The organism is Ruegeria sp. YTSA072 (assembly GCF_059610285.1).
Genome location: NZ_JBXWNI010000023.1, coordinates 12,151 through 34,975 on the forward strand (window position 1 = coordinate 12,151; position 22,825 = coordinate 34,975).

The window sequence follows — 22,825 nt, forward strand, 5'->3', positions numbered from 1 at the left end:
GGGCATCTAAGTCTGAAGAAAATGCCCGCCACAGTATTGTTCTTAAGCCGTCATGGCCTGCGGTAGAATGAACGGAACTTGAGCCTTAGGAAGGGTGCTGACCGGCAAGTCGATACCATAGACCTGCAGCATCGTCTGGTCGTTCAGGATCGCAGTTGGTGTGCCTGAGCCCCAAACAGATCCTTCCGACATTACATACACATAATCGGCAAACAGCGCCGTCAGGTTCAGGTCGTGCATAACCACAACAACGCCACCGCCTTGTGTGGCGAAGTTTCTTGCAACACCCAGCACAGTGAACTGATGCGCAATGTCCAGGCTTGCAACGGGTTCGTCCAGCAACAGCCATCTGGGTTGATCGTGGTATGTCGCGTCCCAGACTTGGGTCAGAACGCGGGCAAGCTGAACTCGTTGCTGCTCACCACCCGAAAGGTTCTGGTAAGACCGGTGCTCAAACCTAGCGAGGTCGACATGAGCCAGCGCGCGGGAAGGCAGGCTGTCATCCGCTGCAGCCAGCCCGTTTGCAAGGCCCAGTCGGACGATCTCGAGCACAGTGAAGGGAAAGGCAACGGTTGACGATTGCGGTAGAACCCCGCGCATTGCAGCCAGTTGCCAAGGCTTCAGCTCGGAAATGCTGTGCCCGTTCAGAGAAATCTCTCCATAAGATTCAAGTTCGCCTGATAAGGCTTTGAGTAACGTAGATTTTCCCGAGCCATTCGGGCCGATGATGGCTGTGACTTTTCCGGGTTCTGCGTCAAAGTCCACGCCGTGGAGAATCTCTTTACGGCCGAGTTTGACGTGTATGTTTTCGCCCTTCATCACTTACATTCCCATTGTTCCGTGACGCCGCAGCAGAATCCACAGGAAGACCGGTGCGCCTAAGATTGCAGTTACGATGCCAATCGGCAGTTCGGCCGGCGCCACGATCAGGCGACTGATCATGTCTGCACACAGCAGTAAGCTAGCCCCTAATAGGGCCGAGTTCATCAACAGGCGGTGGTGGTCCGGTCCGGTCGCCAACCGCAGCAGATGTGGCACAACGATACCGATGAAACCAATGCCTCCGGAGACTGCGACGGCGGCTCCGGTCGCGCCGGCCACGGCCAGAATGGCGATGTTCTTGCTGCGCTGAACGGGGATTCCCATGTGGTGCGCCACTGCTTCGCCCATCGCCATACCGTTCAGCGCGCGGGCAAGGAACTGGGCCGTGAACACGGAAATCAAGATGATCGGAGTGGCGGTGGCTGCTTTGGTCCATGTTGCGCCGGCCAGCGAGCCCATGCCCCAGAACGTCAGGTCGCGCAGCTGTTGGTCATCGGCCATGTAGACCAGAATCCCGGACACAGCGCCCGACAGCGCACCCAACGCGATCCCTGCCAACAGCATGGTTGCGACCGATGTCTGCCCGCCTCGTGTTGAAACGCGATAGAGCAGCAAGACGGACGTCCACCCGCCCAGAAATGCCGCCACGGCGACCAGGCTGTTGCCGGCCCAGACTAAGATGGAGGCGGGCAGGTACGCACCGAGGATGATCGCGGAAATCGCGCCCAGACCGGCACCTGCGCTGACGCCCACAATTCCGGGGTCTGCCAAAGGGTTGCGAAACAGGCCCTGCATCACCACGCCGGAAACCGCCAAAGCGGCGCCGACCAGAACCCCCATCGCCAGCCGGGGCAGGCGGATATCCCACAGGACGATCCGGTCGAGGTCCGACATGTCCCGTCCTGCAATCAGGTCTACGAATGCTGCGCGAACGGATGCGTCCGACGCGCCGACCGAGATGCTACAGATGCTGGTGATGATCAACAGCGCCATAAGAGCCAGAGTGACCCAGCGCGCCGTCACTCGGCGGTCGTGGGCAGCCACGTTGAGCCCATCGTGATCCATTGTAAGGGTCATGAGCCGTTTATTCTCTGCAGCTCCGACGACAGATCAGCAATCGCCTCGGCCGTTCGGGGGCCAAAGCCCAGCAGATAGGCACCCTGCATGCGGATCAGACGTTTTTTCTGTCCAGCGGGCGTCAGCTTGATGGCTGGCATGGCAAACAGGTCTTCATTGGCGGTGATGTGGTTGCCTTGTCGATCCATCATCAGAATCACGTCCGGCGCGGTTGTGGCGATCGCTTCGGGTGTCATGGGTTTAAAACCCGATACGTTGCCAGCCGCGTTCACGCCGCCAGCCAGACGAATGATACTGTCTGCCTGTGTGTCCGCGCCGCCAACCATGATGCGATTATCCTGAGCCGACAGGACAAACAGAACGCGGGGTGTGCCGCCCACCGAAGCATCAACTGCATTCGAATGGGCCCCGTCAATCTTGGCACCGGTCTGAGTAGCAAGTTCTTCGGCGGCCTCTTCGACACCCAGGGCGGCCCCGACAGCCCGGATTTTTTCCACCACGCCGTCGCGTGAATAGTCTTCACTGATCGAGACGAAGGGCACACCGGCCTCTTTGAGGACCTCTACCGCTTCGGGTGGGCCTGATCCTTCCAGCGCCACAATCAGGTCAGGTTTCACCGACAAGACCCCTTCGGGGGACAGCGCACGTATATAGCCGACATCGGGCAGGTCCAGCACATCAACCGGGTAGGTCGAGGTCCGGTCCCGCCCAACAAGGCGGTCCTGCTGACCCAGGGCATAGACGATCTCTGTCACGGAACTGCCGATGGCGATGATGCGGTTGGGTTCTGGCTCATCTGCTGCGAAGGCCGCTGTTCCGATCACCGCGCTGGCTAACGCGACGACCGATGAAAACCTGCAAAGGGGGCTCATCACGCCACCTCGGTTTCTTTTTTGGATTGCAGGCCTGCCACCAGTTGGTCCCAGGCCGGGCGGTGATCGTTTTCGCCTGAACGGCGACCAAATATCTGCAGAATAAGACCACCTCCGGCATCGAACGCCTCAACTGAAACGGCGGGTCCGCGTTGGGTGGGTTTGGTCACGGCCCAAACCTCGGCAATATGGTCTGAGCGCAGGTGCAAATTGAAGCGCGGATCAAGCACGTTGAACCACGGACCCATCTGTTTAAGCGTCTCAACCGACCCACCGTGAATTTCGATGCACCCCCGGTTTCCGACAAAGACCATGATTTCAAGCCCTTGGTCCCGGACCTGTTCGAACATCTGGGAAACCGTTGCCGGTTCCAGCGCGCGAACCAGCGGTCCACCAGCGACGCGGTAGGCACCCAATCGGTTCATCTTCAGCTTTGAGGTTAGGCGCAGGAACTGGTGTGTATCCGTCATCTTGGCCCATTCGGATCGCAGAAGTTCGACCTTGTCGGTATTCATTTTGGCGGCCTCGGTTGGCTTTCGCGGCTCGACACTCAGCGTCTGGGACTGGTCATCCGCCTGCAATTTGCTGACAAGTTCGTCCCAGTGGTTCAGGACAGATCCATCGCGCAGAAAGATCTTGTGTACCGCATCCCCGGCGGCATCAAAAACCTGAAGGGATCGCTTTGTTCCTTTGTCCGTTTCACGTTCGATGGCAAAGGCGTGGACCCATTGGCCGGGGAACATGCGCAGGTCAATCTCTTCGGTCAGAACCATCGAAGCATGGGCACCGGAGTGGTAGTTGCCGTATTGCCCGACCTTTTCGATAACGCAAGAGAGGTTGCGCGTCAGCGCCATGACCTCACCCAGCCCGTTGAGCATCGGGAAGATGTCATCAAGGCTTGCCGAAAGCCGCGTTACGTCGATACCCGCAAACGCCGCAACGAGTTGACCTTCGGTTATTCCAAGTGATTCCGCCAAATCGCGGTCACGTTTTCCGGTGTTTTTAGCATAGGCTGCACGAATTTGATCCGGGGCCAGAAGCACCTGTTCCGTCATGGGTTTTTCCATCTTCGATTGTCATGGGTGTCGGGCTGGCACGGCCACCGTTGAACGCGGTGTACTGCTGGCGGCGGTCGTACGGACGACCAGGAATTTATGTTGACTGTTTTAGTCAACTTTATTAACGAGCACAAGTCGCCAAAAAAGGCGATTCCAAAAATCATAAAAGACTGACCAAGCCAGCGCGGAGCAAGCATTTCCGGTCCTCTTAAAATTTCGAAGGGACAGAAATGCGTTCGCGTATTCAAAAGATGGGGTTGCTTGGTACGGTGTCGTGCCTGAGCATGGTAGCCTCTGGTGCTTCGGCGCAGGAACAGAATGAAGGCTTCCTGGGCACGCTGGAATTGGGTGAAAGCAAACGGGAAATCCAAACGGATACCGCCGTGCCGGTCACCAATATCGATCAGGAAGAGATCAACGACCGTCAGGCCAACACCGTCGCAGAACTGATTGACACGGTGCCCGGTGTGACGCTGGTCAATGGCTCGACACCGCAAGGGTCGGGGATCAATATCCGTGGGTTCGGTGCCAACGGCACCTTTGGGACCGACCAGAAAGTGCTGATCCTTGTCGATGGGGCTACAACCGGCGCGGAGGAGTTGTATCGGATCGGCAATCAGTTGTTCACTGATCCGCAGCTATATAAAAGCGTCTCAGTCATTCGCGGCACTGTGGGGTCGTTCGAATACGGTTCGGGTGTCGTAGGCGGCGTGGTTCAGTTGGAAACCAAAGACGCGTCAGATTTCACCGGTGGTGAGCCCGGCTTCCGGTTCCGTCAAACGCTGGAAGGGTATTCCAACGGGAACGGCTTTGCCTCGTCGTCCATCCTAGCCTGGCAGCCAAACCGCCAGACCGAATTCCTGTTTAACTACACCTACCGTGATCAGGACGATCAGAAGGACGGCAATGGCGATACGATCGGTAACAGTGCCTTCACGCTGCCGTCGCTTCTGGCAAAGGGTAAATACAGCTTTGGTGACGACCTCGAACACTCGATCACCGCGTCCTATAATCAGTCGACGTCGGAAGAACGCGATGTTCCGTATGACTCGTTCGGCACGACATCGGATTCATTTGGCAACGTAGACCGCGATATCGAAACGAAAATCGGCATTCTGCGGTATCAATACCGTCCGGCGGGCAACGACCTAATCGATCTGGACGTGAACCTCAGCTACTCGGAGCAGGAGATTGACAGCTCTTACGTGCCCGGGTCCTCAAGCCTGGAAGGAACGCCATTCTTCCCAAGCATTCGTGGGCTGGCTGACGCGACGCACAGCTATGAAACCACGAAGCTGACGATCAAGAATACGTCGTACTTCCAAACCGGCGTCGCCTCGCACGACCTGCGCGCCGGGATCGAATTCATCAATCGCGAGCGTCTGGACGCGCCCTCGGCCCCCGGTGGTACCGATCGTCGTGTCGCACTGTTTGCCGTGGACGATATTCAGATCGGCGATCAGCTGACCATCACTCCGGCGATCCGGTACGAGACGCAGGACATCAAAGGCGACGGTGATGCACCGGCTCCGCGCAATGAAAGCTATGACAACAACGCGCTGATGGGCGGTTTGTCTGCAAGGTACGAATTTGCCAGCGGCTTTGCCGTGTTCGGCAGCGGTGCATACACGGAAAACCTGCCAATCATCGACGATCTTGGCACGCCAGCATACATGACGCAGCCTGAAAAGTCGCGCACATGGGAAGCGGGCTTCTCGTATAACCGTGGCGATGTTTTTGCTGCGGGCGATGTGGTTCGTGCCAAGGTCAATTTCTATAAGACAGATCTTTGGGACATCACGTCTTATGTATCGGGCAGTCCTTCCCGCCCACTGCAGGAAGTTGAAACCAAGGGCGTTGAAATCGAGGCATCTTATGCCAGCGCGGCTGGATACTATGTCGACTTCAACGCAAACATCGTCAAAGGGACTGAAACCAGCTCGCTTGGCGTGGACTCACCATGGCGGAACGAGCCGACAGACTCAGCGCGGGTAACAGTCGGCAAACGCTTTGGCGAAACTCTGGACGTCAGCTGGGAGCTGTTCGGGGCAAAATCCGGCACCGACTCCAGCGGAGATCCGGTCGCGGGTTATGGCGTGAACACCCTGCGCGCGACCTATCTGCCACAGGAAGGCGTATTTCAGGGTTTCGAAGTTCGCGCAGGCGTCGAGAACATCTTTGACAAGAACTATCTGCCGAACCTTTCGACCCGCAACTCACCGGGCCGGAACTTCAAGCTGACCCTGGCCAAAACCTTCTGATCCACACGAAAGGACCAGTCATGCAGACAACAATCAAAAGAAATGCTCGGGTGGTCCTGCTGACCCTGCTCCCAGTTTTGGGGGCAGGGATTGCCAGCGCAGAGGAAACGCAAAAACCCAGCGGCGTATCAATCGAACTCAGCAGTGCCGAGACAAAGGGCGAAAGCTGTTTGCTGAGCTTTGTCGCTGAAAATACCTATGGCATCGATATCGATGGCGCGGTTTATGAGACCGTTCTTTTCGGCGCTGAAGGTCAGGTGGCCCTTCTGACACTACTTGATTTTGCCGAATTGCCTGCGGGCAAGCCCCGTGTGCGGCAGTTCCAGTTCAACGACATGGCTTGCGATCAGATCAGCCGAATACTGATCAACGGCGTGCAGGAATGCGTGACACAATCTGACATGGCCGATGCCTGCATGTCCGGGCTTACGCTCACAAGTCGCCTTGAAACGGAAGTGATCGGGTGAGGTTATGGACGCAGTAATAAGAAAAATAATGGAAATTCTGGAATTGGGCGGGCCGGTTGTTGCCATCCTGATCGTGACCTCAATCGCAACACTTTCGTTGGTTCTGTACAAGCTTTGGCAGTTTCGCGCCGCAGGTGTCGGTCGTCATATTGAGCTTTCGCGCGCCATTCAGGCCTGGGATCGCAGGAACCTTGCCGAGACAACGGCGCATCTGGGCAATAGCCGCAGCTACTTGGCGCCGGTGATCGCGATGGCTTTGTCTGGAGAGAATCGCACCTTGTCAGAACGTACCGACGCCGAGGCCGAAGCGCGGTTTGCCCAACTTGAGCAAGGGTTCAACGTCTTGGATATGGTCGCCCAACTTGCGCCGCTTCTGGGGCTTTTCGGGACCGTATTGGGCATGATCGAGGCGTTCCAAACCCTTCAGGGCGCGGGCAATTCTGTTGATCCATCGCTGCTGGCCGGTGGTATTTGGGTGGCCCTGTTGACGACCGCTGCCGGCCTTGCGGTCGCTATGCCGACATCAATGGTCCTGACGTGGTTCGAGGCACGCATGAACCGAGAGCGTACCTTTGCCAACCGCGCTTTGAGAACCGTGTTTGCACCGGGCTATGCTGAGGACGCGCCGGTGGCTGATCAAACCCCGCAAAAGGTTTTCGCCCATGGCACTTAACGTCCGCAGAAGACGGCGCAAGCGCTTGTCGATGACGTCCTTGATTGACGTCATCTTTTTGCTGTTGCTGTTCTTCATGCTGACGTCGACGTTCTCCAAGTATGGCGAAATCGAATTTGCCACCGCCGCTGCCGGAGGTGCGGAAACTGATCAGGTGATCCGCTTTGTCAAACTTGAGGCCGACCGTATTTTGGTTGATGGCACGCTTGCCGCGTTCGAAGACATGGCCATGGTGATGGCGACCGATAAGCCTCAGACCGCGTTGATCAGTCTTGGACAGAGCGCGACTTCGCAACAGCTGATTGATTTGCTTTCGGTGCTGAAAGGCATCGACCATTTGCACGCACAGGTGATCGGATGATTCAACTCAAACGCAAGGCAAAACAAGGTCGAGAGCCAACGATCGCACTGATCAATGTCGTCTTTCTGATGCTCATCTTTTTCATGATCGCAGGCACGCTTGCACCGCCGCTGAGTAAATCGGTGAAGCTGGTGGAAACCAGTGATCTGGACGGTCGTGAGCCACCCGACGCGTTGGTCATTCGTAGCGATGGTTCACTGGAATACCGGGGTGCCGAACTGACTGGAGTTGAGGCGTATGTGGAACGCGCGTCGATCAACCTGCCGCTGGATGATGTTCGCGTTGTGCCGGACCGGGCTTTGCCTGCTGTTCGGCTGAAAGAGGTCAGTGATGTCTTGCGCGCGTTGGGTGCAAAAAGGGTGTACGTGGTCACAGAAATGGGTTTGCAATGATACCCAGATCTCGTGGCGTAGCTGTTGCGGCTTTGGCGCTGGCCGCAGCCACCCATGTTCTTGCCCTGCATGACTTTTCCGCAGGTGAACCGGTGCTTGTCGAAGGTAGCGGGTCGGGCGAGGTTGCTGCGCTGGGGGATGCATTCAAGGACTATGTGACGGGGGCCACCGCCTCGGCACCCGCTACTGCACATCAATCGACCGTCGCACCGACACAGCAACAAACTGCGGTCAGCCCAACCTCACAGGTCCGGGCGTCAGTTCCCGGGGCGATCAAGCATACTGTCGCCAACACCAAAGCCGCGGTCGCGGTGACCCATCGACAAGCATCCGCCGAAGCGCAAGAAGCAGCGCCGTCAGAGACCGAAGCCGTCGCGAAAACCCCAGCCGTGAAACCGGCTGACCCGACCAAACAAAAGGTCGATCAGGTTGCGTCGCAGGCTGGCAATTCTGAAAAGAGCGCCAGAAAAGGCAACGCATCGGGAAAAACCAGCAAAGGCGCTGCGATGGCCAAAAAGACAAGTTCCGTAGCGGCTGGGCAAGGTAACGCTGAGGTCAGCAATTACAGAGGCCACGTGATGCGAAAGATCACTCGTGCCCGACGAAAGAGCGTCAATATTCGTGGTGCGGTGCTGGTGAGTTTTCGGATTGGTGACAATGGGGCGCTGGTCAGTGTCACCGTCAAACGCAGCTCGGGGTCGAAACGACTGGATCAGGTGGCACTTGCCCAGGTACGCGCGGCAGCGCCGTTTCAGCCACCACCAGCCGCAGCCCGTCGTGATTACATGATTGAGATCGTTGGAAAGTAAGAATGACTTGCGCTGCCCGATCAGAGTTTTGAATCAGACAGAAGGCGGCGCTTTTCGGCCATTGCCTCACGGCGGCGTCTTTCAATGCCAAGCTTGAAGGACTCTTCTACAAAGTCGATGTGGTCATACGCAGCCTTTTCCGCGCGTGCTTCGTTGCCTGCGATGACCGCCATTCCCAGTTCGCGATGCTGCTCCATCAGCAGCTTGCCCGTGCCGTCGATGGTCTTCAGAAAATCACGATTGTAGAACACGCCTTGCCGTGTGAGCTCGTAGATAGACGCCATCATGTGAATGAGCGTCGCGTTTTGGCTAGCGTCCACAATTGCGGCGTGCAGTGCAAAATCAGCCTCACGTGAGGCCAATGCATCCTTCTCGTGCCAGGCGCGTTCATCCTCGGCCAGGATATCCGTGATCCGTTCCTTATCGGCTTTGGTCGCCCGTCGCGCGGCGAGTTTGGCGGCAAAGCCTTCCTGTTCACGCCTGTATTCGAGATAGTCGAAAAACGCGGGCTCATGGCGTTCGTACAGTGCCAACAGGGCAGGGAGCATGGCGCTGCCTGTCAACGCAGCTACAAATGTGCCTTCACCATGCTGTGTCGTCACCAGGCCCCGTTCTTCAAGAACCGCCAGCGCCTCTCGCAGTTTGGGGCGGGAGACGCGCAGGGTTTCCGCCAGATCGCGTTCCGATGGCAGCTTGCGACCCTGCTTGAGGATGCCCGAAGCAATCAGGTCTTCAATCTGAGCCACCACTGCATCCGAGAGTGATTCGTGCCCGATTGGTTCGAAAATCGCTGTCGTGTTCATCGTGGTTTACCCTTCTGAAGAAGATTCAGAACCCCTTTGGTAAATAAAAGTAACCTTTGAGTGTGTGTTTTTCAATGCCTGATTTTGTGGGGAAACCTCTCGGATTATTTAGAGTTCAATTGATTGCAAGTAAACAAAAAAGTCCGAAGCGATTGCCCAATCATCGTTGTCGGCGGTCCTCTTAAGTTCAGGCGATCTGGGTCATCTCTAGGCAAATAGCAATCGAACCATTGGTAAATAAAGTTGTTGACTGAAATGTTTGGTCAACTTTATTTACCAGTGTGGGCGCAAGAAGATCTCGCGTCACAAATTCATCGGACGCCAAGTCCGACCGACCCTGGAGGAGATTTCATGAAAAAGACCCTGACGAGCGTTGCCGTGGCTGCCAGCCTGATGGCGGCACCTGCGGTTGCTGCTGACAAACTGCTGCTGAAAACCCCGATTGCTTTCTCGACCGAGCTTCCAGGGTTGGGTTCCCCGATCCCTCGTGTTGCCGAGCAGCTTGACCTGATGTCTGGCGGCACACTGAAGATGAAGGTCTATGAGCCGGGCAAACTGGTCCCGCCGTTCGAAATTCTGGATGCCGTGTCGACCGGCAAGATTAACTCGGGCTACACAACCGCTGGTTACTGGGCAGGTAAAATCCCGGCTGCGCCGCTGTTCTCGGCCGTTCCGTTTGGCCCTGAGGCGGGCGAATACATGGCTTGGCTGTATTACGGCAACGGAATGTCGCTGTATCAAGAGATGTATGATCAGGCGGGATACAACGTTCATGTAATTCCCTGCGCGGTTATCGCCCCTGAAACGTCCGGCTGGTTCGCGACCGAGATCAATTCTCCCGACGATCTGAATGGCCTGAAAATGCGCTTCTTTGGTCTGGGCGGTAAGGTCATGCAGAAACTGGGTGTGGCAACCTCGTTGCTGCCGGGCGGTGAGATTTTCCCCGCGCTTGAAAAAGGCGCCATCGACGCAACCGAGTTTTCGATGCCTGCCATCGACGCGCGTCTTGGCTTTCACAAACTGGTCAAGTTCAACTATTTCCCCGGTTGGCACCAGCAGGCGACCGTGTTTGAGCTGATGATTAACAAGGACGTCTGGAACGAGACCAGCGATCAGCACAAGGCGATCATCGAAAACGCCTGTAAGGCATCGATGGCCGACAGTTTTGCCGAAGGCGAAGCCATTCAGCACGCGGCCCTGATCGACAACGTTGAAAACAACGGCGTCACTATCAAGCAGTGGTCGCCCGAGATGCTGGATACTTTCCAAGCGACCTGGGAAGAGGTTGCTGCCGAAGAGGCCGCGAATGACGCCTTCTTTGCCAAGGTTCTGGCCGATCTGAACGAATTCCGCGACGGTTACGACCTGTGGAAAACCAATGCGTTCCTCCCCCGTCAGTAATCTGACTTACTGACGCGTCCGGGGCGGCGGGCTTCTCCGCCTCGGACATTATCAGGATTTCAAACCTGCATTCCCTTGACCGCGCTCGCGCCGGTCAACTGAGCGAGGATTACCCATGGCCACGCAAAAGAACCTCAATGATCCGGTCGAAGCCTATGAAGGCATCCTGGAACATCCCGACACCGACCGTCAGAAGATCGCCGTTGCTATTGATACAGGTGTCAAAGCCGTCGGGCACGTAGTGATGTGGGCCAATGTCCTGTTGATGGCCGCGATCTTCAGTCAGGTCTCGCTGCGCTATCTGTTCAGCCAGAACTATCCCAAACTGGACGAGATTCAGTGGCACTTTTACGGCGTCGTCACGATGATCGGCATATCCTATGCCTTGATCACAGACAGCCACGTGCGCGTTGACGTTCTGCACATGCAACTGTCCCGTCGCGCACAGCGTGTGATCGAAGTGATCGGCATTCTGACACTGCTGACCCCGTTCATCTATCTGATGATCGATCAAGGGTATGATTACTTCTACGAAAGCTTCCGCGTCAGCGAGCGCTCGGACAGCCCCACTGGTCTGCCTGCGCGCTGGGCTTTCAAGGCGGTCATTCCGATCAGTTTTGTTCTGCTGGGCTTGGCCGCGCTGGCGCGATTGATCCATGACGGGCATGCGCTGATGTACGGACCGGCATCAGAGCGCGATGGCGCATCGCTGCGTCGCATTCTGCTGGTCCTTGCTGTATTCGCAGCTGTCTGCGTTGGCCTGACTTTTCTGGTCGAAACGACCGAGGAAAAACTGGTCATCGCAATGTTCCTGACATTCATTGCGCTGCTATTTACCGGATATCCTGTGGCCTGGGTGTTGGCCGGGGTCGGCGTTGCATATTGCGGGCTGGCCTATCTTTTTGACAACGACTTGATGCTGTGGACGGGGCTTGAGAGCACGTTCACCGGGCTGGATTACCTGACGCTTGGCGCAGTGGTAAACCGTGTCTATGCGACCATGTCCAACGCAGTTCTGGTGGCCCTGCCGATGTTCATCTTCATGGGCTTGATGCTGGACGAAAGCGGCGTAGCCGAACGTCTGATGTCTTCGATGCAGCGCCTGTTTGGCACCGTGCGTGGCGGTCTGGCGATCACGGTCACGCTAATCGGGATCATTCTGGCAGCCTCTACGGGCATCATCGGTGCTTCCGTTGTGCTGCTGGGCGTTCTGTCACTGCCGTCAATGATGCAGCAGAAGTATCAGCCCACCTTGGCCGCTGGGGTGGTTTCAGCCTCTGGCACGCTGGGCATCCTGATCCCGCCGTCAATCATGCTGGTGATCATGGCAGACCAGATGGCTTTGTCTGTGGGCGATCTGTTCATGGCTGCGGTCTTCCCGGGGGTCATCATCGGTGGCCTGTACCTGACTTACATCTTCATCTTAGCGTTGGTGAAGCGCGATGCGGCTCCTGTGCCCGAGGGTGCAACGGCCCCAGACTGGGCCGCCGTGAAGGACGTTCTGATCGCAGTCATACCGACGCTATTGCTGATCCTCGCGGTTCTGGGTTCAATCTTTGCCGGTTTGACGACACCGACCGAAGCCTCGGGGATCGGTGCGCTGGGCGCGACGCTGTTGGCGCTGGGGTATCGCAAATTGACGTTCGCCAAGCTTTGGAATGTGCTGGTATCGACTTTCAACACCACCGCCTACATCTTTGCGATCTTCCTGGGCGCGACCGTATTCTCTTATGTCCTGCGGGAACTCGGTGGGGATGAGTTGATCGAACACGTGGTGCAGTCCACCGGCTTTGGTGCGAACGGCACGATCCTCTTCATCCTGTTCATCGTCTTCCTGCTGGGTTTTGTGCTGGACTGGATCGAGATCACGCTGATCGTGCTGCCCCTGATGCGCCCCATCGTAAATGGGCTGGGCATCGACATCCCAGGTTTCGGTGTTCTGGATGAACCAGCCTTGGTGTGGTTCGTCATTCTGGTGGCAGTGACGCTGCAGACCAGCTTCCTGACGCCGCCTGTGGGGTTCGCCTTGTTCTATCTCAAGGGCGTCTGCCCGCCAGAGATAAAGCTGACGCATATCTACAAGGGCATAATTCCGTTTGTCTTACTGCAATTGACCGGGCTGGCGCTTGTTTTCCTGTGGCCCACGCTTGCCACCTGGCTGCCCTCGGTCGCCTACTAAGGAGCCTCAGCGATGCGACTGAGCCATTGTCACAACTTCCACGACTTCCGGCGGCTGGCCAAACAGCGCCTGCCGGGGCCGATCTTCAACTATATCGACGGTGGCGCGGATGATGAGGTGACGTATCGCGAAAACACTCGCGCCTTTGACCGCTGCGATCTGCTGCCCTCGGTCCTGCGCGGGGTGAAGGACGTGGATATGTCCGTCACCGTTATGGGGAAAAAGTTGGACATGCCGGTCTATTGCTCACCCACCGCGTTGCAGCGCCTGTTCCACCATCAAGGGGAACGTGCCGTGGCCGCGGCGGCCGAGAAATACGGGACCATGTTTGGTGTGTCGTCTCTGGGCACGGTGTCGATGGAAGAATTGCGGCAAAAGCATAAGAACCCGCAAGTCTATCAGTTCTACTTCCACAAGGATCGCGGCCTGAACTCTGCCATGATGCAGCGCGCCAAAGAGGCGGGTGTCGAGGTCATGATGCTGACCGTCGACAGCATCACCGGCGGCAATCGCGAACGTGACCTGCGCACAGGCTTTTCAATCCCGTTTCGCCTGACTTTGGGCGGCATGATCCAGTTTGCGATCAAGCCGATGTGGGGCATCAACTATGTCACGCATGAAAGATTCCGCCTGCCGCAATTGGACGAACATGTGGATATGGGCGGCGGCGCCAGTTCGATCGGTGGCTACTTCACTGACATGTTGGACCCGTCGATGGACTGGGATGATGTGGCCGAGATGGTGCGTGAGTGGGATGGCCAGTTCTGCCTCAAGGGTATCATGACAGTCGAGGACGCACGCCGTGCGGCTGAGATCGGGTGTACCGGCATCATCCTGTCGAACCACGGTGGTCGCCAGTTGGACGGCTCGCGTACGCCGTTTGATCAGTTGGCCGAGATTGTGGATGCCGTCGGCGACAAGCTGGACGTGATGATGGACAGCGGAATTCAGCGCGGAACCCATGTGCTCAAGGCGTTGTCTTTGGGTGCCAAGGCGGTCGGGGTAGGGCGGCACTATCTGTATCCATTGGCTGCCGCTGGTCAGCCGGGCGTCGAACGGGCGCTGGGATTGATGCGGGCCGAGATCGAGCGCGACATGAAGCTGATGGGCGTAACGCGGCTCGACCAACTGTCGCGCACCAACCTGCGCTTCCGGGACACAGCGACCAGTCTTGGCGATGCACATCGGAACGCGGCATGATCAACGAAGCCCTCATAACCAAATTTCGCGCCATCGTCGGCGCCCGTAATGTGCTAAAAGGCGCACGCGCGACCGAGCGGTTCCGCCGCGGGTTCAGATCGGGTGAGGGCAAGGCACTCTGCGTCGTTCGACCCGGTGCTTTGCTGGAGCTGTGGAACGTTCTGCAGGCCTGCGTCGCCGCCGACAAGATCGTCATCATGCAGGCGTCCAATACTGGCCTGACCGAAGGGTCTACACCCAAAGGCGGTTACGACCGTGACGTTGTGCTGATTAATGTCAGTCGTATGAAAGCCCTGCACCTTTTGCAGGACGGTCAGCAGGTTCTTAGCCTGCCGGGCGCGTCTCTGTTTGAGTTGGAGAAGCAGCTAAGGCCACTGGGGCGAACACCGCATTCGGTAATCGGGTCCTCCAGCATTGGGGCTTCGATCGTGGGTGGGGTTTGCAACAATTCCGGCGGTTCCTTGTGCGAACGTGGACCCAGCTATACAGAGCTTGCCCTTTTCGCCCAGATCGCCGCGGATGGGACGCTGAAACTGGTGAACAATCTGGGACTGGATTTGGGCGACACTCCAGAGGAAATCCTGACCCGGGTTGAAGCCGGGGACTTCGACAGGAACGCACCAGCGCCCGAAGGACGCAATGCGTCCGATCCGGGTTACACTGAGATTTTGCGCGACGTCGATGCGGACACGCCCTCTCGTTACAACAATGATTGTCGGCTGTTGTACGAAGCCTCTGGCTGTGCCGGCAAACTGGCGGTTTTCGCAGTGCGGCTTGATACCTTCCCGACCTATGAGCGTGAGCAGGTCTTTTACATCGGTACAAACGACCCTGCTGACCTTACCGACCTACGTCGCCACATCCTGACGCATTTCAAAACGCTGCCAGTTTCAGCCGAATACGTTCATCGCGAGTGTTTCGACATCGCAGCGACTTACGGCAAGGACACTCTGGTTATGATCGACAAGCTGGGGACCGACCGGTTGCCGATGTTCTTTGCCATGAAGGGCGCAGTGGACTCGCGTCTGAGCAAGTTTTCGTTGACTCGGGGTTTCACCGACAAGTTCATGCAGGTTGTTGCAAAGCTTTGGCCCGAGCATCTGCCGGAGTTCCTGTATGAGTATCGTGACAGGTATGAACACCACCTCATTCTGAAGATGCATGACAGCGGTATCGAAGAGGCGGCGGTGTTACTTCCCGAATTCTTTGGTTCCCGCAGCGCCGAATTTGTCACCTGCACCCCGTGTGAGGCCAAGATCGCCGGGTTGCATCGATTTGCTGCTGCGGGTGCCGCTGTGCGGTATGGCCACGTCCATTCAGACGAAGTCGAAGAGATACTGGCGCTGGATATCGCGCTGCGTCGCAATGATCGTGACTGGTTCGAAACGTTGCCGCCTGAGATCACCGATCAGTTGGTTGGCAAAGTCTATTACGGCCACTTGATGTGCCACGTGATGCACCAGGATTACATCGTCAAAAAGGGATGCGATCCCAAGGCGATCAAGGCTGCGATGCTTAGGATCCTTGATGAGCGCGGGGCCGAATATCCGGCCGAGCACAATGTCGGCCACCTCTACAAGGCCAAGCCGGATCTGGCGGCGCATTACAGGCGCTGCGATCCAACTAATTCCTTTAACCCCGGTATCGGTAAAATGTCGAAGTTCCGGGATTACGTTGGTGACAAGCCCCGGTGACCGTGGTCGCAATCGCGTGCCGTCCTTTGCGTGTTGACCGTGAATGGTTGCGTAAACACTCCGATAACTCTTTGTAAAGGAAGTATTTTAAAGGTCAAATTTCAGGTAGTTTAATATTAAACCTTTCCTGAAACGCATAGCTGCTATTCCGCTCAGGCCTATCCGGTGGTAAAAAATTACGTTACGTAACACTGCAAGTTAGGTCAAAGTCACTGACTAATTGGAGGGATTAGAGATGACACGTACTGCACTTGTAACCGGTGGTAGCCGGGGTATCGGCGAAGCGATTTCCAGAAAGTTGAAAGCTGAAGGATATACTGTTGCCGCGACCTATGCTGGCAATGACGAAAAGGCGGCTGCTTTCACTGCCGAGACCGGCATCAAAACCTACAAATGGAATGTCGCAGATTACGAAGTCTCGGCCGCTGGGATCGCACAGGTCGAGGCCGAGATTGGATCGATCGATATTGTGGTCGCCAACGCCGGGATTACCCGCGACGCGCCGTTCCATAAGATGACGCCCCAGCAGTGGAAAGATGTCATAGACACCAACCTGACCGGAGTGTTCAACACCATCCACCCAATCTGGCCCGGTATGCGCGAGCGTAAGTTCGGCCGTGTCATTGTCATCAGTTCTATCAACGGCCAAAAAGGCCAGTTTGCGCAAGTTAACTACGCCGCCACCAAGGCGGGCGATCTGGGGATCGTCAAATCTCTGGCTCAGGAAGGCGCGCGCGCGGGAATTACCGCAAATGCCATCTGCCCCGGCTATATCGCCACTGAGATGGTCATGGCCGTGCCTGAAAAGGTCCGCGAAGCCATTATCGGCCAGATCCCGGCCGGACGACTGGGTGAGCCCGAGGAAATCGCCCGCTGCGTGGCCTTCCTGGCCTCGGATGACGCCGGGTTTGTCAACGGCTCAACGATTTCTGTCAACGGCGCACAATTCTTCGTCTGACACCCCACCGGACACAGTTTGAGAAAGGAACCTGCCCAATGAAAGACCTCGAACCCGATATCGACCCGGTAGAAAGTCAGGAATGGCAGGACGCCATTGAAGACGTGATTGAACGGGACGGTGCGAACCGTGCGCATTTCCTGTTGGACAAGGCCGTGCAGAAGGCCCGCGCCGCCGGGGCGACGCTGCCGTTTTCGGCTACGACGCCCTATCAGAATACCATCCCGGTTGATGATCAGTACGCCTTTCCCGGCGATCCTGAGATGGAGTGGCGGATCCGTACGATCAACCGCTGGAACGCCATGTCCACCGTGGTTCGGCGCAACAAAGTCAGTAGCGAATATGGCGGCCACATTGCCTCCTTTGCATCATCTGCTGTTATGTATGACGTGGGCCTGAACCACTTCTGGCGATCGAAATCGGCGATCCACGGTGGCGATCTGGTGTTTTTTCAAGGCCATGTGATCCCCGGCATCTATGCCCGGTCCTTCATGGAAGGGCGTATCACTGAAGAGCAGCTGGAAAACTTCCGGTCCGAGGTCGATGGCGGCGGGCTTTCCAGCTATCCGCACCCGTGGTTGATGCCGGATTACTGGCAGTTCCCGACGGTCTCGATGGGCTTGGGCCCGCTGATGGCGATCTATCAGGCGCGGTTCATGAAATACATGCACAACCGGGGTCATATCGACATGGCCGACCGTAAAGTGTGGTGCTTCCTCGGCGACGGCGAGATGGACGAACCCGAAAGCCGGGGTGCAATTGACCTGGCCGTGCGAGAAGGCCTGGATAACCTGATCTTCGTGATCAACTGCAACCTGCAGCGTCTCGACGGTCCGGTGCGCGGCAACGGCAAGATCGTGCAAGAACTTGAGGGCGACTTCCGCGGTGCGGGCTGGAACGTGATCAAGCTGCTTTGGGGTAAGGGCTGGGATCAACTGCTGGAAAAAGATACGAGCGGGCGGTTACGTCAGTTGATGGATGAAACCGTCGATGGCGACTACCAAACGTTCAAGTCGAAAGACGGCGCTTATATCCGCGAACATTTCTTTGGGAAATACCCGGAAACCGCTGCTTTGGTCGAAGACTGGACCGACGATCAGATCTGGGCATTGCGCCGGGGCGGACATGACCCAGAAAAAGTCTATACCGCATTCAAGCGCGCGACCGAGAACGAGGGCACGCCGACCTGCCTGCTGGTGAAAACCGTCAAGGGCTACGGCATGGGCTCGGCCGGTGAGGGGCAGAACACCACCCACCAGCAAAAGAAACTGGCCGAAGATCAGTTGCGTGCGTTCCGTGATCGGTTCCAGATCCCGGTCAGTGACGAAGACCTGCCCAACGCGCCGTTTGTGTCGCTGAACAATGCACAAAAGGCTTATCTGGCCGATCGACGCAAGGCTTTGGGCGGTGAGTTCCCCAAACGCGACAGCAGCGCTCCGGCGCTGGAAATCCCCGAGCTTTCCAAGTTCGAAGCGCAACTGAAGGGCACCGGTGATCGCGAGATTTCGACGACGATGGCCTTTGTCCGCATCCTGACCACGCTGTTACGTGACAAGGGAATGGGCAAGAACGTGGTGCCGATCGTGCCGGACGAAAGCCGGACCTTTGGGATGGAGGGGCTGTTCCGCTCGGTCGGGATCTACAACCCGTCGGGTCAGAATTATACCCCTGAAGATGCTGATCAGATGATGTTCTATAAGGAAACGACCAACGGTCAGGTCCTGCAGGAAGGCATCAACGAGGCTGGTGCCATGGCCGATTGGATTGCGGCAGCGACTGCGTATTCCAATCACGGCGTACCGATGATCCCGTTCTTCATCTACTACTCGATGTTTGGTTTCCAGCGCATCGGTGATCTGGCCTGGGCGGCTGGTGATAGTCGTGCGCGGGGCTTCATGCTGGGCGGTACAGCTGGTCGGACGACGCTGAACGGTGAAGGTCTTCAACACGAGGATGGCCACAGCCACATTCTTGCGGGCACCATTCCGAACTGCATCACCTACGATCCGACCTTCAGCTATGAGGTCGCGGTGATCATCCAGAACGGTCTGCAGCGCATGTATGGCGATCAGGAAGATATCTATTTCTACCTGACCCTGATGAACGAAAACTATACGCACCCCGATATGCCGATGGGCGCGGAAGAAGGGATCATCAAGGGGCTGTACCGGTTTCAGGAAACCAAGAAGCCGGGCAAGAAGCACGTCAACCTGATGGGCTCGGGCACCATTCTGGTGCAGGCGATGAAAGCGGCGGAATTGCTGAAGAAGGATTTCGGCGTGACGTCTGATATCTGGTCGGCCACCTCCTTCAACGAATTGGCCCGTGACGGACAGGATGCGGCACGCGCCAACCGTCTGGACCCGCTGGCAGAGGAGCGCGTGCCTTACGTGACCGAACAGCTTTCAAAGGCCAAAGGTCCGATCATTGCAGCCACTGACTACATGAAGAACTACGCCGAGCAGATCCGCGCCTTTGTGCCGGGCCGCTATTCGGTGCTGGGCACGGACGGCTATGGCCGTTCGGACAGCCGTGTGAACTTGCGCCGGTTCTTCGAGGTCGACGCCAATCATATCGCTGCGGCGGCAATGGTTGATCTGTATCGCGAAGGTGCGGTGACCAAGGCCGAGCTCGAGAAGGCGCTCAAGACATATGAAATCGACGGCGACAAGCCGAACCCCCGATTGGTTTAAGGCCACGGGGCACGAGGAGACGTAGAAATGGCAATCGAAGTAACAGTCCCGGATATCGGGGATTTTGCGGATGTCCCGGTGATCGGCATCCTGGTCTCGGTCGGTGATACCGTCGCTGCCGAGGACCCGCTGATCGAATTGGAAAGCGACAAGGCCACGATGGAGGTTCCGTCGCCTGCCGCGGGTGTCGTCAAGGAAATCAAAGTGTCCGAGGGCGACAACGTGTCCGAAGACGCGCTGATCCTGCTGCTGGAAGGCGAGGGGGCACCTGCCGCCCCGGCCGAGGCCGCGCCCACCGTCGCACCGCCACCTGCGGCTGCCCCCGCACCAGCCACCCCGGCGGCGCCGGTGATGGATCAAGGGTTCGGCAAGGCCCATGCCTCGCCATCTGTGCGCGCCTTTGCCCGTCAGCTGGACATAGACCTGTCCAAGGTCAACGGCTCGGGCCGCAAGGGTCGTATCCTGCGCGAGGACGTCACCAAGTTCCTCAAATCCACGACTGCGGCCGCTCCGGCTGCTGCAGGTGCATCGGGTGGCATGGGTATCCCGCCGATCCCGGTTGTCGATTTCTCAAAGTACGGCCCGGTCGAAGACGTGGAAATGCCTCGGATCAAAAAGCTGTCTGGCCCTGCGTTGCATCGGTCATGGCTCAACATTCCACATGTCACCCATAATGATGAGGCCGACATCACCGAGCTGGACAAATACCGCAAGGAAATGGACGCGATGGCCAAGGAAGAAGGCTATCGCGTCACTTTGCTGAGCTTTGTGGTCAAGGCCTCGGTCAATGCGCTGAAACAGCATTGGGAGTTCAACTCGTCGATCCACCCCGACGGCGACAAGCTGATCCGCAAATCCTACTACAATATCGGCTTTGCGGCGGATACGCCGAACGGTCTGGTTGTTCCGGTCATTAAAGATGCGGATCGTAAGGGCATTGTCGAGATCTCCAAGGATCTGATGGAGCTGTCGGGCAAGGCGCGTGCAGGTGAGCTGAAATCGAACGACATGCAGGGCGCGACGTTCACGATCTCGTCGCTGGGCGGTATCGGTGGCACCCATTTCACTCCGATCGTCAACGCGCCCGAGGTGGCCATTCTGGGCCTGACCCGGTCGAAGATGGCTCCGGTCTGGAATGGCGAAGAATTCGTGCCGCGCCTGATGCAGCCCTTGTCTCTCAGCTATGACCACCGTGCCGTTGATGGCGCCTTGGCCGCGCGCTTTTGCGTCACGCTCAAGACGCTGTTGGGTGACATGCGCAAGTTGATGTGGTGAGGAGAGAACAGATGGACGTCAAAGTACCCGATATCGGCGATTTCTCCGATGTGCCCGTGATCAGCATTCTTGTGGCCGTCGGCGATACGGTCGCTGCCGAAGACCCGCTGATCGAACTGGAATCCGACAAGGCCACGATGGAGGTTCCGTCCCCCGCCGATGGCAAGGTCGTCTCGATTGCCGTTGCCGAAGGTGACAATGTCTCGGAAGGCGCGCTGATCCTGACACTGGAAGCCGCCGACAGCGCGACACCCGAGGCTGCGCCAGCCGAGGCACCCGCCGCACCGCAGGCTGTGGCCGCCACCGGCACTGCAGCCGGGCAGGGCGACGTACATGCCGACGTGGTTGTGCTGGGCTCGGGCCCCGGTGGTTACACCGCAGCCTTCCGCGCCGCAGATCTGGGCAAAAAGGTTGTAATGATCGAGCGCAATCCGACGCTGGGCGGTGTCTGCCTGAACGTGGGCTGTATCCCTTCGAAGGCGTTGTTGCACGTGGCAAAGGTCATCACCGAGGCCGAAGAGATGGGCGCACATGGTGTCAGCTTTGGCAAGCCCAAGATTGACCTGGACGAATTGCGCGCCTTCAAAGACAGCGTTGTCGGCAAACTGACCGGCGGTTTGGACGGTTTGTCCAAGGGTCGCAAGGTTCAGATCGTGCGCGGCTACGGTCGCTTCTCGGGTCCGAACATGATCGAGGTCATGAGCGATGACGGAATGACAACGGTTTCCTTTGACCAATGCATCATTGCGGCGGGATCTGAACCGGTTGAGCTGCCCTTTCTCCCCCATGATGACGACCGCGTGATCGACTCGACCGGTGCGCTGGAACTGGCGGATGTTCCAAAGCGGATGCTGGTTTTGGGCGGCGGTATCATCGGTCTGGAAATGGCTTGCGTTTATGACGCGCTGGGCTCGGACATCACCGTGGTCGAGTTGATGGATCAGATTATCCCTGGTGCGGACAAGGATATCGTCAAACCCCTGATGACCCGCATCAAGGGCCGGTACGAAAACATTTTCCTCAAGACCAAGGTCACAGCGATTGAACCGTTGAAAAAGGGCCTCAAGGTCACGTTCGAGGATGACAAGAGCGACAGCTTCACCGACACCTTTGATAAAGTTCTGGTTGCCGTGGGACGCAAACCCAACGGCAAACTGATCGACGCCGAAAAAGCCGGGGTCGCGGTGGATGAGCATGGGTTTATTGCCGTGGACAACCAATTGCGCACCGGCGTGCCGCATATCTTCGCCATCGGTGACTTGGTCGGCCAGCCGATGCTGGCGCACAAGGCCGTGCACGAAGGCAAGGTTGCAGCCGAGGTTGCCGCCGGTCACAAGCGGTTCTTCGACGCGAAACTGATCCCTTCGGTCGCCTATACCGACCCGGAAGTGGCTTGGTGTGGCCTGACTGAGACCGACGCCAAGGCCAAGGGGATCAAGGTCAAAAAAGGCGTGTTCCCGTGGGCCGCGTCGGGCAAATCTCTGTCCAATGGCCGATCCGAAGGCATCACTAAGCTGCTGTTCGATCCACAGGATCAGCGCATCGTGGGTGCCTGCATCGTCGGCACCAACGCCGGTGATCTGATCTCCGAGACTGCTCTGGCCATCGAAATGGGGGCGGACGCGGTCGATCTTGGTCACACGATCCACCCCCACCCGACGCTGAGCGAGACAGTGAACTTCGCGGCCGAGATGTTCGAGGGCACGATCACCGATCTCATCCCACCCAAGAAACGCAGCTAGTTTCATGGCGATGAAGATAGGCACACCGAGAGAGACTTATGACGGTGAAAACCGTGTTGCGATGACGCCAGAGTCAGCGTTGCAGCTT

19 protein-coding genes are annotated in these 22,825 nt (G+C 57.4%); 14 read left to right on the forward strand and 5 right to left on the reverse strand.

The window, feature by feature from the left end:
- Nucleotides 1–42: 42 nt before the first annotated feature.
- From AC2FIB_RS21710 to AC2FIB_RS21725, 4 genes are read right to left on the reverse strand one after another with little or no spacing between them, the layout of a single operon-like run.
- Complete coding sequence (locus AC2FIB_RS21710; protein ID WP_496737726.1) at nucleotides 43–819, reverse strand: heme ABC transporter ATP-binding protein; 777 nt, start codon at nucleotides 817–819, stop codon at nucleotides 43–45.
- 3 nt (nucleotides 820–822) lie between these two features.
- On the reverse strand, nucleotides 823–1,899 hold the full coding sequence (locus AC2FIB_RS21715) for a FecCD family ABC transporter permease (RefSeq protein ID WP_496737725.1): 1,077 nt from the start codon (nucleotides 1,897–1,899) through the stop codon (nucleotides 823–825).
- On the reverse strand, nucleotides 1,896–2,771 hold the full coding sequence (locus tag AC2FIB_RS21720) for a heme/hemin ABC transporter substrate-binding protein (protein ID WP_496737724.1): 876 nt from the start codon (nucleotides 2,769–2,771) through the stop codon (nucleotides 1,896–1,898). Before AC2FIB_RS21720 ends, AC2FIB_RS21715 begins: the two co-directional genes overlap by 4 nt.
- On the reverse strand, nucleotides 2,771–3,826 hold the full coding sequence (locus AC2FIB_RS21725) for a hemin-degrading factor (RefSeq protein ID WP_496737723.1): 1,056 nt from the start codon (nucleotides 3,824–3,826) through the stop codon (nucleotides 2,771–2,773). The genes AC2FIB_RS21720 and AC2FIB_RS21725 overlap by 1 nt, the downstream gene beginning before the upstream one ends.
- Before the next feature lie 233 nt (nucleotides 3,827–4,059).
- On the opposite strand from AC2FIB_RS21725, the gene AC2FIB_RS21730 reads away from it, so the two are divergent.
- From AC2FIB_RS21730 to AC2FIB_RS21755, 6 genes are read left to right on the forward strand one after another with little or no spacing between them, the layout of a single operon-like run.
- Nucleotides 4,060–6,090: a TonB-dependent receptor domain-containing protein gene (locus tag AC2FIB_RS21730; protein ID WP_496842708.1), complete on the forward strand. Its 2,031-nt coding sequence runs from the start codon at nucleotides 4,060–4,062 to the stop codon at nucleotides 6,088–6,090.
- Nucleotides 6,091–6,110: 20 nt separating this feature from the next.
- Nucleotides 6,111–6,557, forward strand: a complete 447-nt coding sequence (locus tag AC2FIB_RS21735) for a hypothetical protein (protein WP_109313888.1) — start codon at nucleotides 6,111–6,113, stop codon at nucleotides 6,555–6,557.
- A gap of 28 nt (nucleotides 6,558–6,585) precedes the next feature.
- Nucleotides 6,586–7,230, forward strand: a complete 645-nt coding sequence (locus AC2FIB_RS21740) for a MotA/TolQ/ExbB proton channel family protein (protein ID WP_496737721.1) — start codon at nucleotides 6,586–6,588, stop codon at nucleotides 7,228–7,230.
- Nucleotides 7,220–7,591 (forward strand): biopolymer transporter ExbD, encoded by a 372-nt coding sequence (locus AC2FIB_RS21745; RefSeq protein WP_496737720.1) that lies wholly within the window; start codon nucleotides 7,220–7,222, stop codon nucleotides 7,589–7,591. The genes AC2FIB_RS21740 and AC2FIB_RS21745 overlap by 11 nt, the downstream gene beginning before the upstream one ends.
- The gene (locus AC2FIB_RS21750) at nucleotides 7,588–7,983 is read left to right on the forward strand and encodes an ExbD/TolR family protein (RefSeq protein WP_496737719.1); all 396 of its coding nucleotides are present in this window, start codon (nucleotides 7,588–7,590) and stop codon (nucleotides 7,981–7,983) included. Before AC2FIB_RS21745 ends, AC2FIB_RS21750 begins: the two co-directional genes overlap by 4 nt.
- Nucleotides 7,980–8,792 carry a TonB family protein gene (locus AC2FIB_RS21755; RefSeq protein WP_496737718.1) on the forward strand — a complete coding sequence of 271 codons (813 nt, stop codon included), beginning with the start codon at nucleotides 7,980–7,982 and terminating at the stop codon, nucleotides 8,790–8,792. Before AC2FIB_RS21750 ends, AC2FIB_RS21755 begins: the two co-directional genes overlap by 4 nt.
- Nucleotides 8,793–8,812: 20 nt before the next feature.
- Here the strand turns inward: AC2FIB_RS21755 and AC2FIB_RS21760 are convergent, their stop codons facing one another.
- On the reverse strand, nucleotides 8,813–9,595 hold the full coding sequence (locus AC2FIB_RS21760; RefSeq protein ID WP_058274083.1) for a FadR/GntR family transcriptional regulator: 783 nt from the start codon (nucleotides 9,593–9,595) through the stop codon (nucleotides 8,813–8,815).
- A 351-nt stretch (nucleotides 9,596–9,946) separates the two neighbouring features.
- Between AC2FIB_RS21760 and AC2FIB_RS21765 the strand changes: the two genes are divergently transcribed.
- From AC2FIB_RS21765 to lpdA, 8 genes are all read left to right on the forward strand, one after another.
- Nucleotides 9,947–10,996, forward strand: a complete 1,050-nt coding sequence (locus AC2FIB_RS21765) for a TRAP transporter substrate-binding protein (protein ID WP_496737717.1) — start codon at nucleotides 9,947–9,949, stop codon at nucleotides 10,994–10,996.
- Nucleotides 10,997–11,111: 115 nt separating this feature from the next.
- Nucleotides 11,112–13,175 (forward strand): TRAP transporter large permease subunit, encoded by a 2,064-nt coding sequence (locus AC2FIB_RS21770; protein ID WP_496737716.1) that lies wholly within the window; start codon nucleotides 11,112–11,114, stop codon nucleotides 13,173–13,175.
- A 12-nt stretch (nucleotides 13,176–13,187) separates the two neighbouring features.
- The gene (locus tag AC2FIB_RS21775; RefSeq protein WP_496737715.1) at nucleotides 13,188–14,375 is read left to right on the forward strand and encodes an alpha-hydroxy acid oxidase; all 1,188 of its coding nucleotides are present in this window, start codon (nucleotides 13,188–13,190) and stop codon (nucleotides 14,373–14,375) included.
- Complete coding sequence (gene dld, locus AC2FIB_RS21780) at nucleotides 14,372–16,069, forward strand: D-lactate dehydrogenase (protein ID WP_496737714.1); 1,698 nt, start codon at nucleotides 14,372–14,374, stop codon at nucleotides 16,067–16,069. The genes AC2FIB_RS21775 and dld overlap by 4 nt, the downstream gene beginning before the upstream one ends.
- A 235-nt stretch (nucleotides 16,070–16,304) precedes the next feature.
- Nucleotides 16,305–17,027 carry an acetoacetyl-CoA reductase gene (gene phbB, locus AC2FIB_RS21785; RefSeq protein ID WP_496737713.1) on the forward strand — a complete coding sequence of 241 codons (723 nt, stop codon included), beginning with the start codon at nucleotides 16,305–16,307 and terminating at the stop codon, nucleotides 17,025–17,027.
- 38 nt (nucleotides 17,028–17,065) lie between these two features.
- The gene (gene aceE, locus AC2FIB_RS21790; RefSeq protein ID WP_496737712.1) at nucleotides 17,066–19,720 is read left to right on the forward strand and encodes a pyruvate dehydrogenase (acetyl-transferring), homodimeric type; all 2,655 of its coding nucleotides are present in this window, start codon (nucleotides 17,066–17,068) and stop codon (nucleotides 19,718–19,720) included.
- A gap of 27 nt (nucleotides 19,721–19,747) precedes the next feature.
- Entirely contained in the window at nucleotides 19,748–20,995 is a 1,248-nt protein-coding gene (aceF, locus tag AC2FIB_RS21795) for a dihydrolipoyllysine-residue acetyltransferase (protein WP_496737711.1), read from the forward strand.
- Nucleotides 20,996–21,006: 11 nt separating this feature from the next.
- The gene (gene lpdA / locus AC2FIB_RS21800) at nucleotides 21,007–22,737 is read left to right on the forward strand and encodes a dihydrolipoyl dehydrogenase (protein WP_496842709.1); all 1,731 of its coding nucleotides are present in this window, start codon (nucleotides 21,007–21,009) and stop codon (nucleotides 22,735–22,737) included.
- Nucleotides 22,738–22,825: the final 88 nt, after the last annotated feature.

Bases quoted from the DNA above. Each gene is read 5' to 3' on its own strand.
- AC2FIB_RS21725 (WP_496737723.1), bottom strand. From the start codon at position 3,826: ATGACGGAACAGGTGCTTCTGGCCCCGGATCAAATTCGTGCAGCCTAT.
- lpdA (WP_496842709.1), top strand. From the start codon at position 21,007: ATGGACGTCAAAGTACCCGATATCGGCGATTTCTCCGATGTGCCCGTG.
- AC2FIB_RS21730 (WP_496842708.1), top strand. From the start codon at position 4,060: ATGCGTTCGCGTATTCAAAAGATGGGGTTGCTTGGTACGGTGTCGTGC.
- AC2FIB_RS21740 (WP_496737721.1), top strand. From the start codon at position 6,586: ATGGAAATTCTGGAATTGGGCGGGCCGGTTGTTGCCATCCTGATCGTG.
- AC2FIB_RS21775 (WP_496737715.1), top strand. From the start codon at position 13,188: ATGCGACTGAGCCATTGTCACAACTTCCACGACTTCCGGCGGCTGGCC.
- AC2FIB_RS21720 (WP_496737724.1), bottom strand. From the start codon at position 2,771: ATGAGCCCCCTTTGCAGGTTTTCATCGGTCGTCGCGTTAGCCAGCGCG.
- dld (WP_496737714.1), top strand. From the start codon at position 14,372: ATGATCAACGAAGCCCTCATAACCAAATTTCGCGCCATCGTCGGCGCC.
- AC2FIB_RS21750 (WP_496737719.1), top strand. From the start codon at position 7,588: ATGATTCAACTCAAACGCAAGGCAAAACAAGGTCGAGAGCCAACGATC.
- aceE (WP_496737712.1), top strand. From the start codon at position 17,066: ATGAAAGACCTCGAACCCGATATCGACCCGGTAGAAAGTCAGGAATGG.
- phbB (WP_496737713.1), top strand. From the start codon at position 16,305: ATGACACGTACTGCACTTGTAACCGGTGGTAGCCGGGGTATCGGCGAA.
- AC2FIB_RS21755 (WP_496737718.1), top strand. From the start codon at position 7,980: ATGATACCCAGATCTCGTGGCGTAGCTGTTGCGGCTTTGGCGCTGGCC.
- aceF (WP_496737711.1), top strand. From the start codon at position 19,748: ATGGCAATCGAAGTAACAGTCCCGGATATCGGGGATTTTGCGGATGTC.
- AC2FIB_RS21710 (WP_496737726.1), bottom strand. From the start codon at position 819: ATGAAGGGCGAAAACATACACGTCAAACTCGGCCGTAAAGAGATTCTC.
- AC2FIB_RS21765 (WP_496737717.1), top strand. From the start codon at position 9,947: ATGAAAAAGACCCTGACGAGCGTTGCCGTGGCTGCCAGCCTGATGGCG.
- AC2FIB_RS21760 (WP_058274083.1), bottom strand. From the start codon at position 9,595: ATGAACACGACAGCGATTTTCGAACCAATCGGGCACGAATCACTCTCG.
- AC2FIB_RS21770 (WP_496737716.1), top strand. From the start codon at position 11,112: ATGGCCACGCAAAAGAACCTCAATGATCCGGTCGAAGCCTATGAAGGC.
- AC2FIB_RS21745 (WP_496737720.1), top strand. From the start codon at position 7,220: ATGGCACTTAACGTCCGCAGAAGACGGCGCAAGCGCTTGTCGATGACG.
- AC2FIB_RS21735 (WP_109313888.1), top strand. From the start codon at position 6,111: ATGCAGACAACAATCAAAAGAAATGCTCGGGTGGTCCTGCTGACCCTG.
- AC2FIB_RS21715 (WP_496737725.1), bottom strand. From the start codon at position 1,899: ATGACCCTTACAATGGATCACGATGGGCTCAACGTGGCTGCCCACGAC.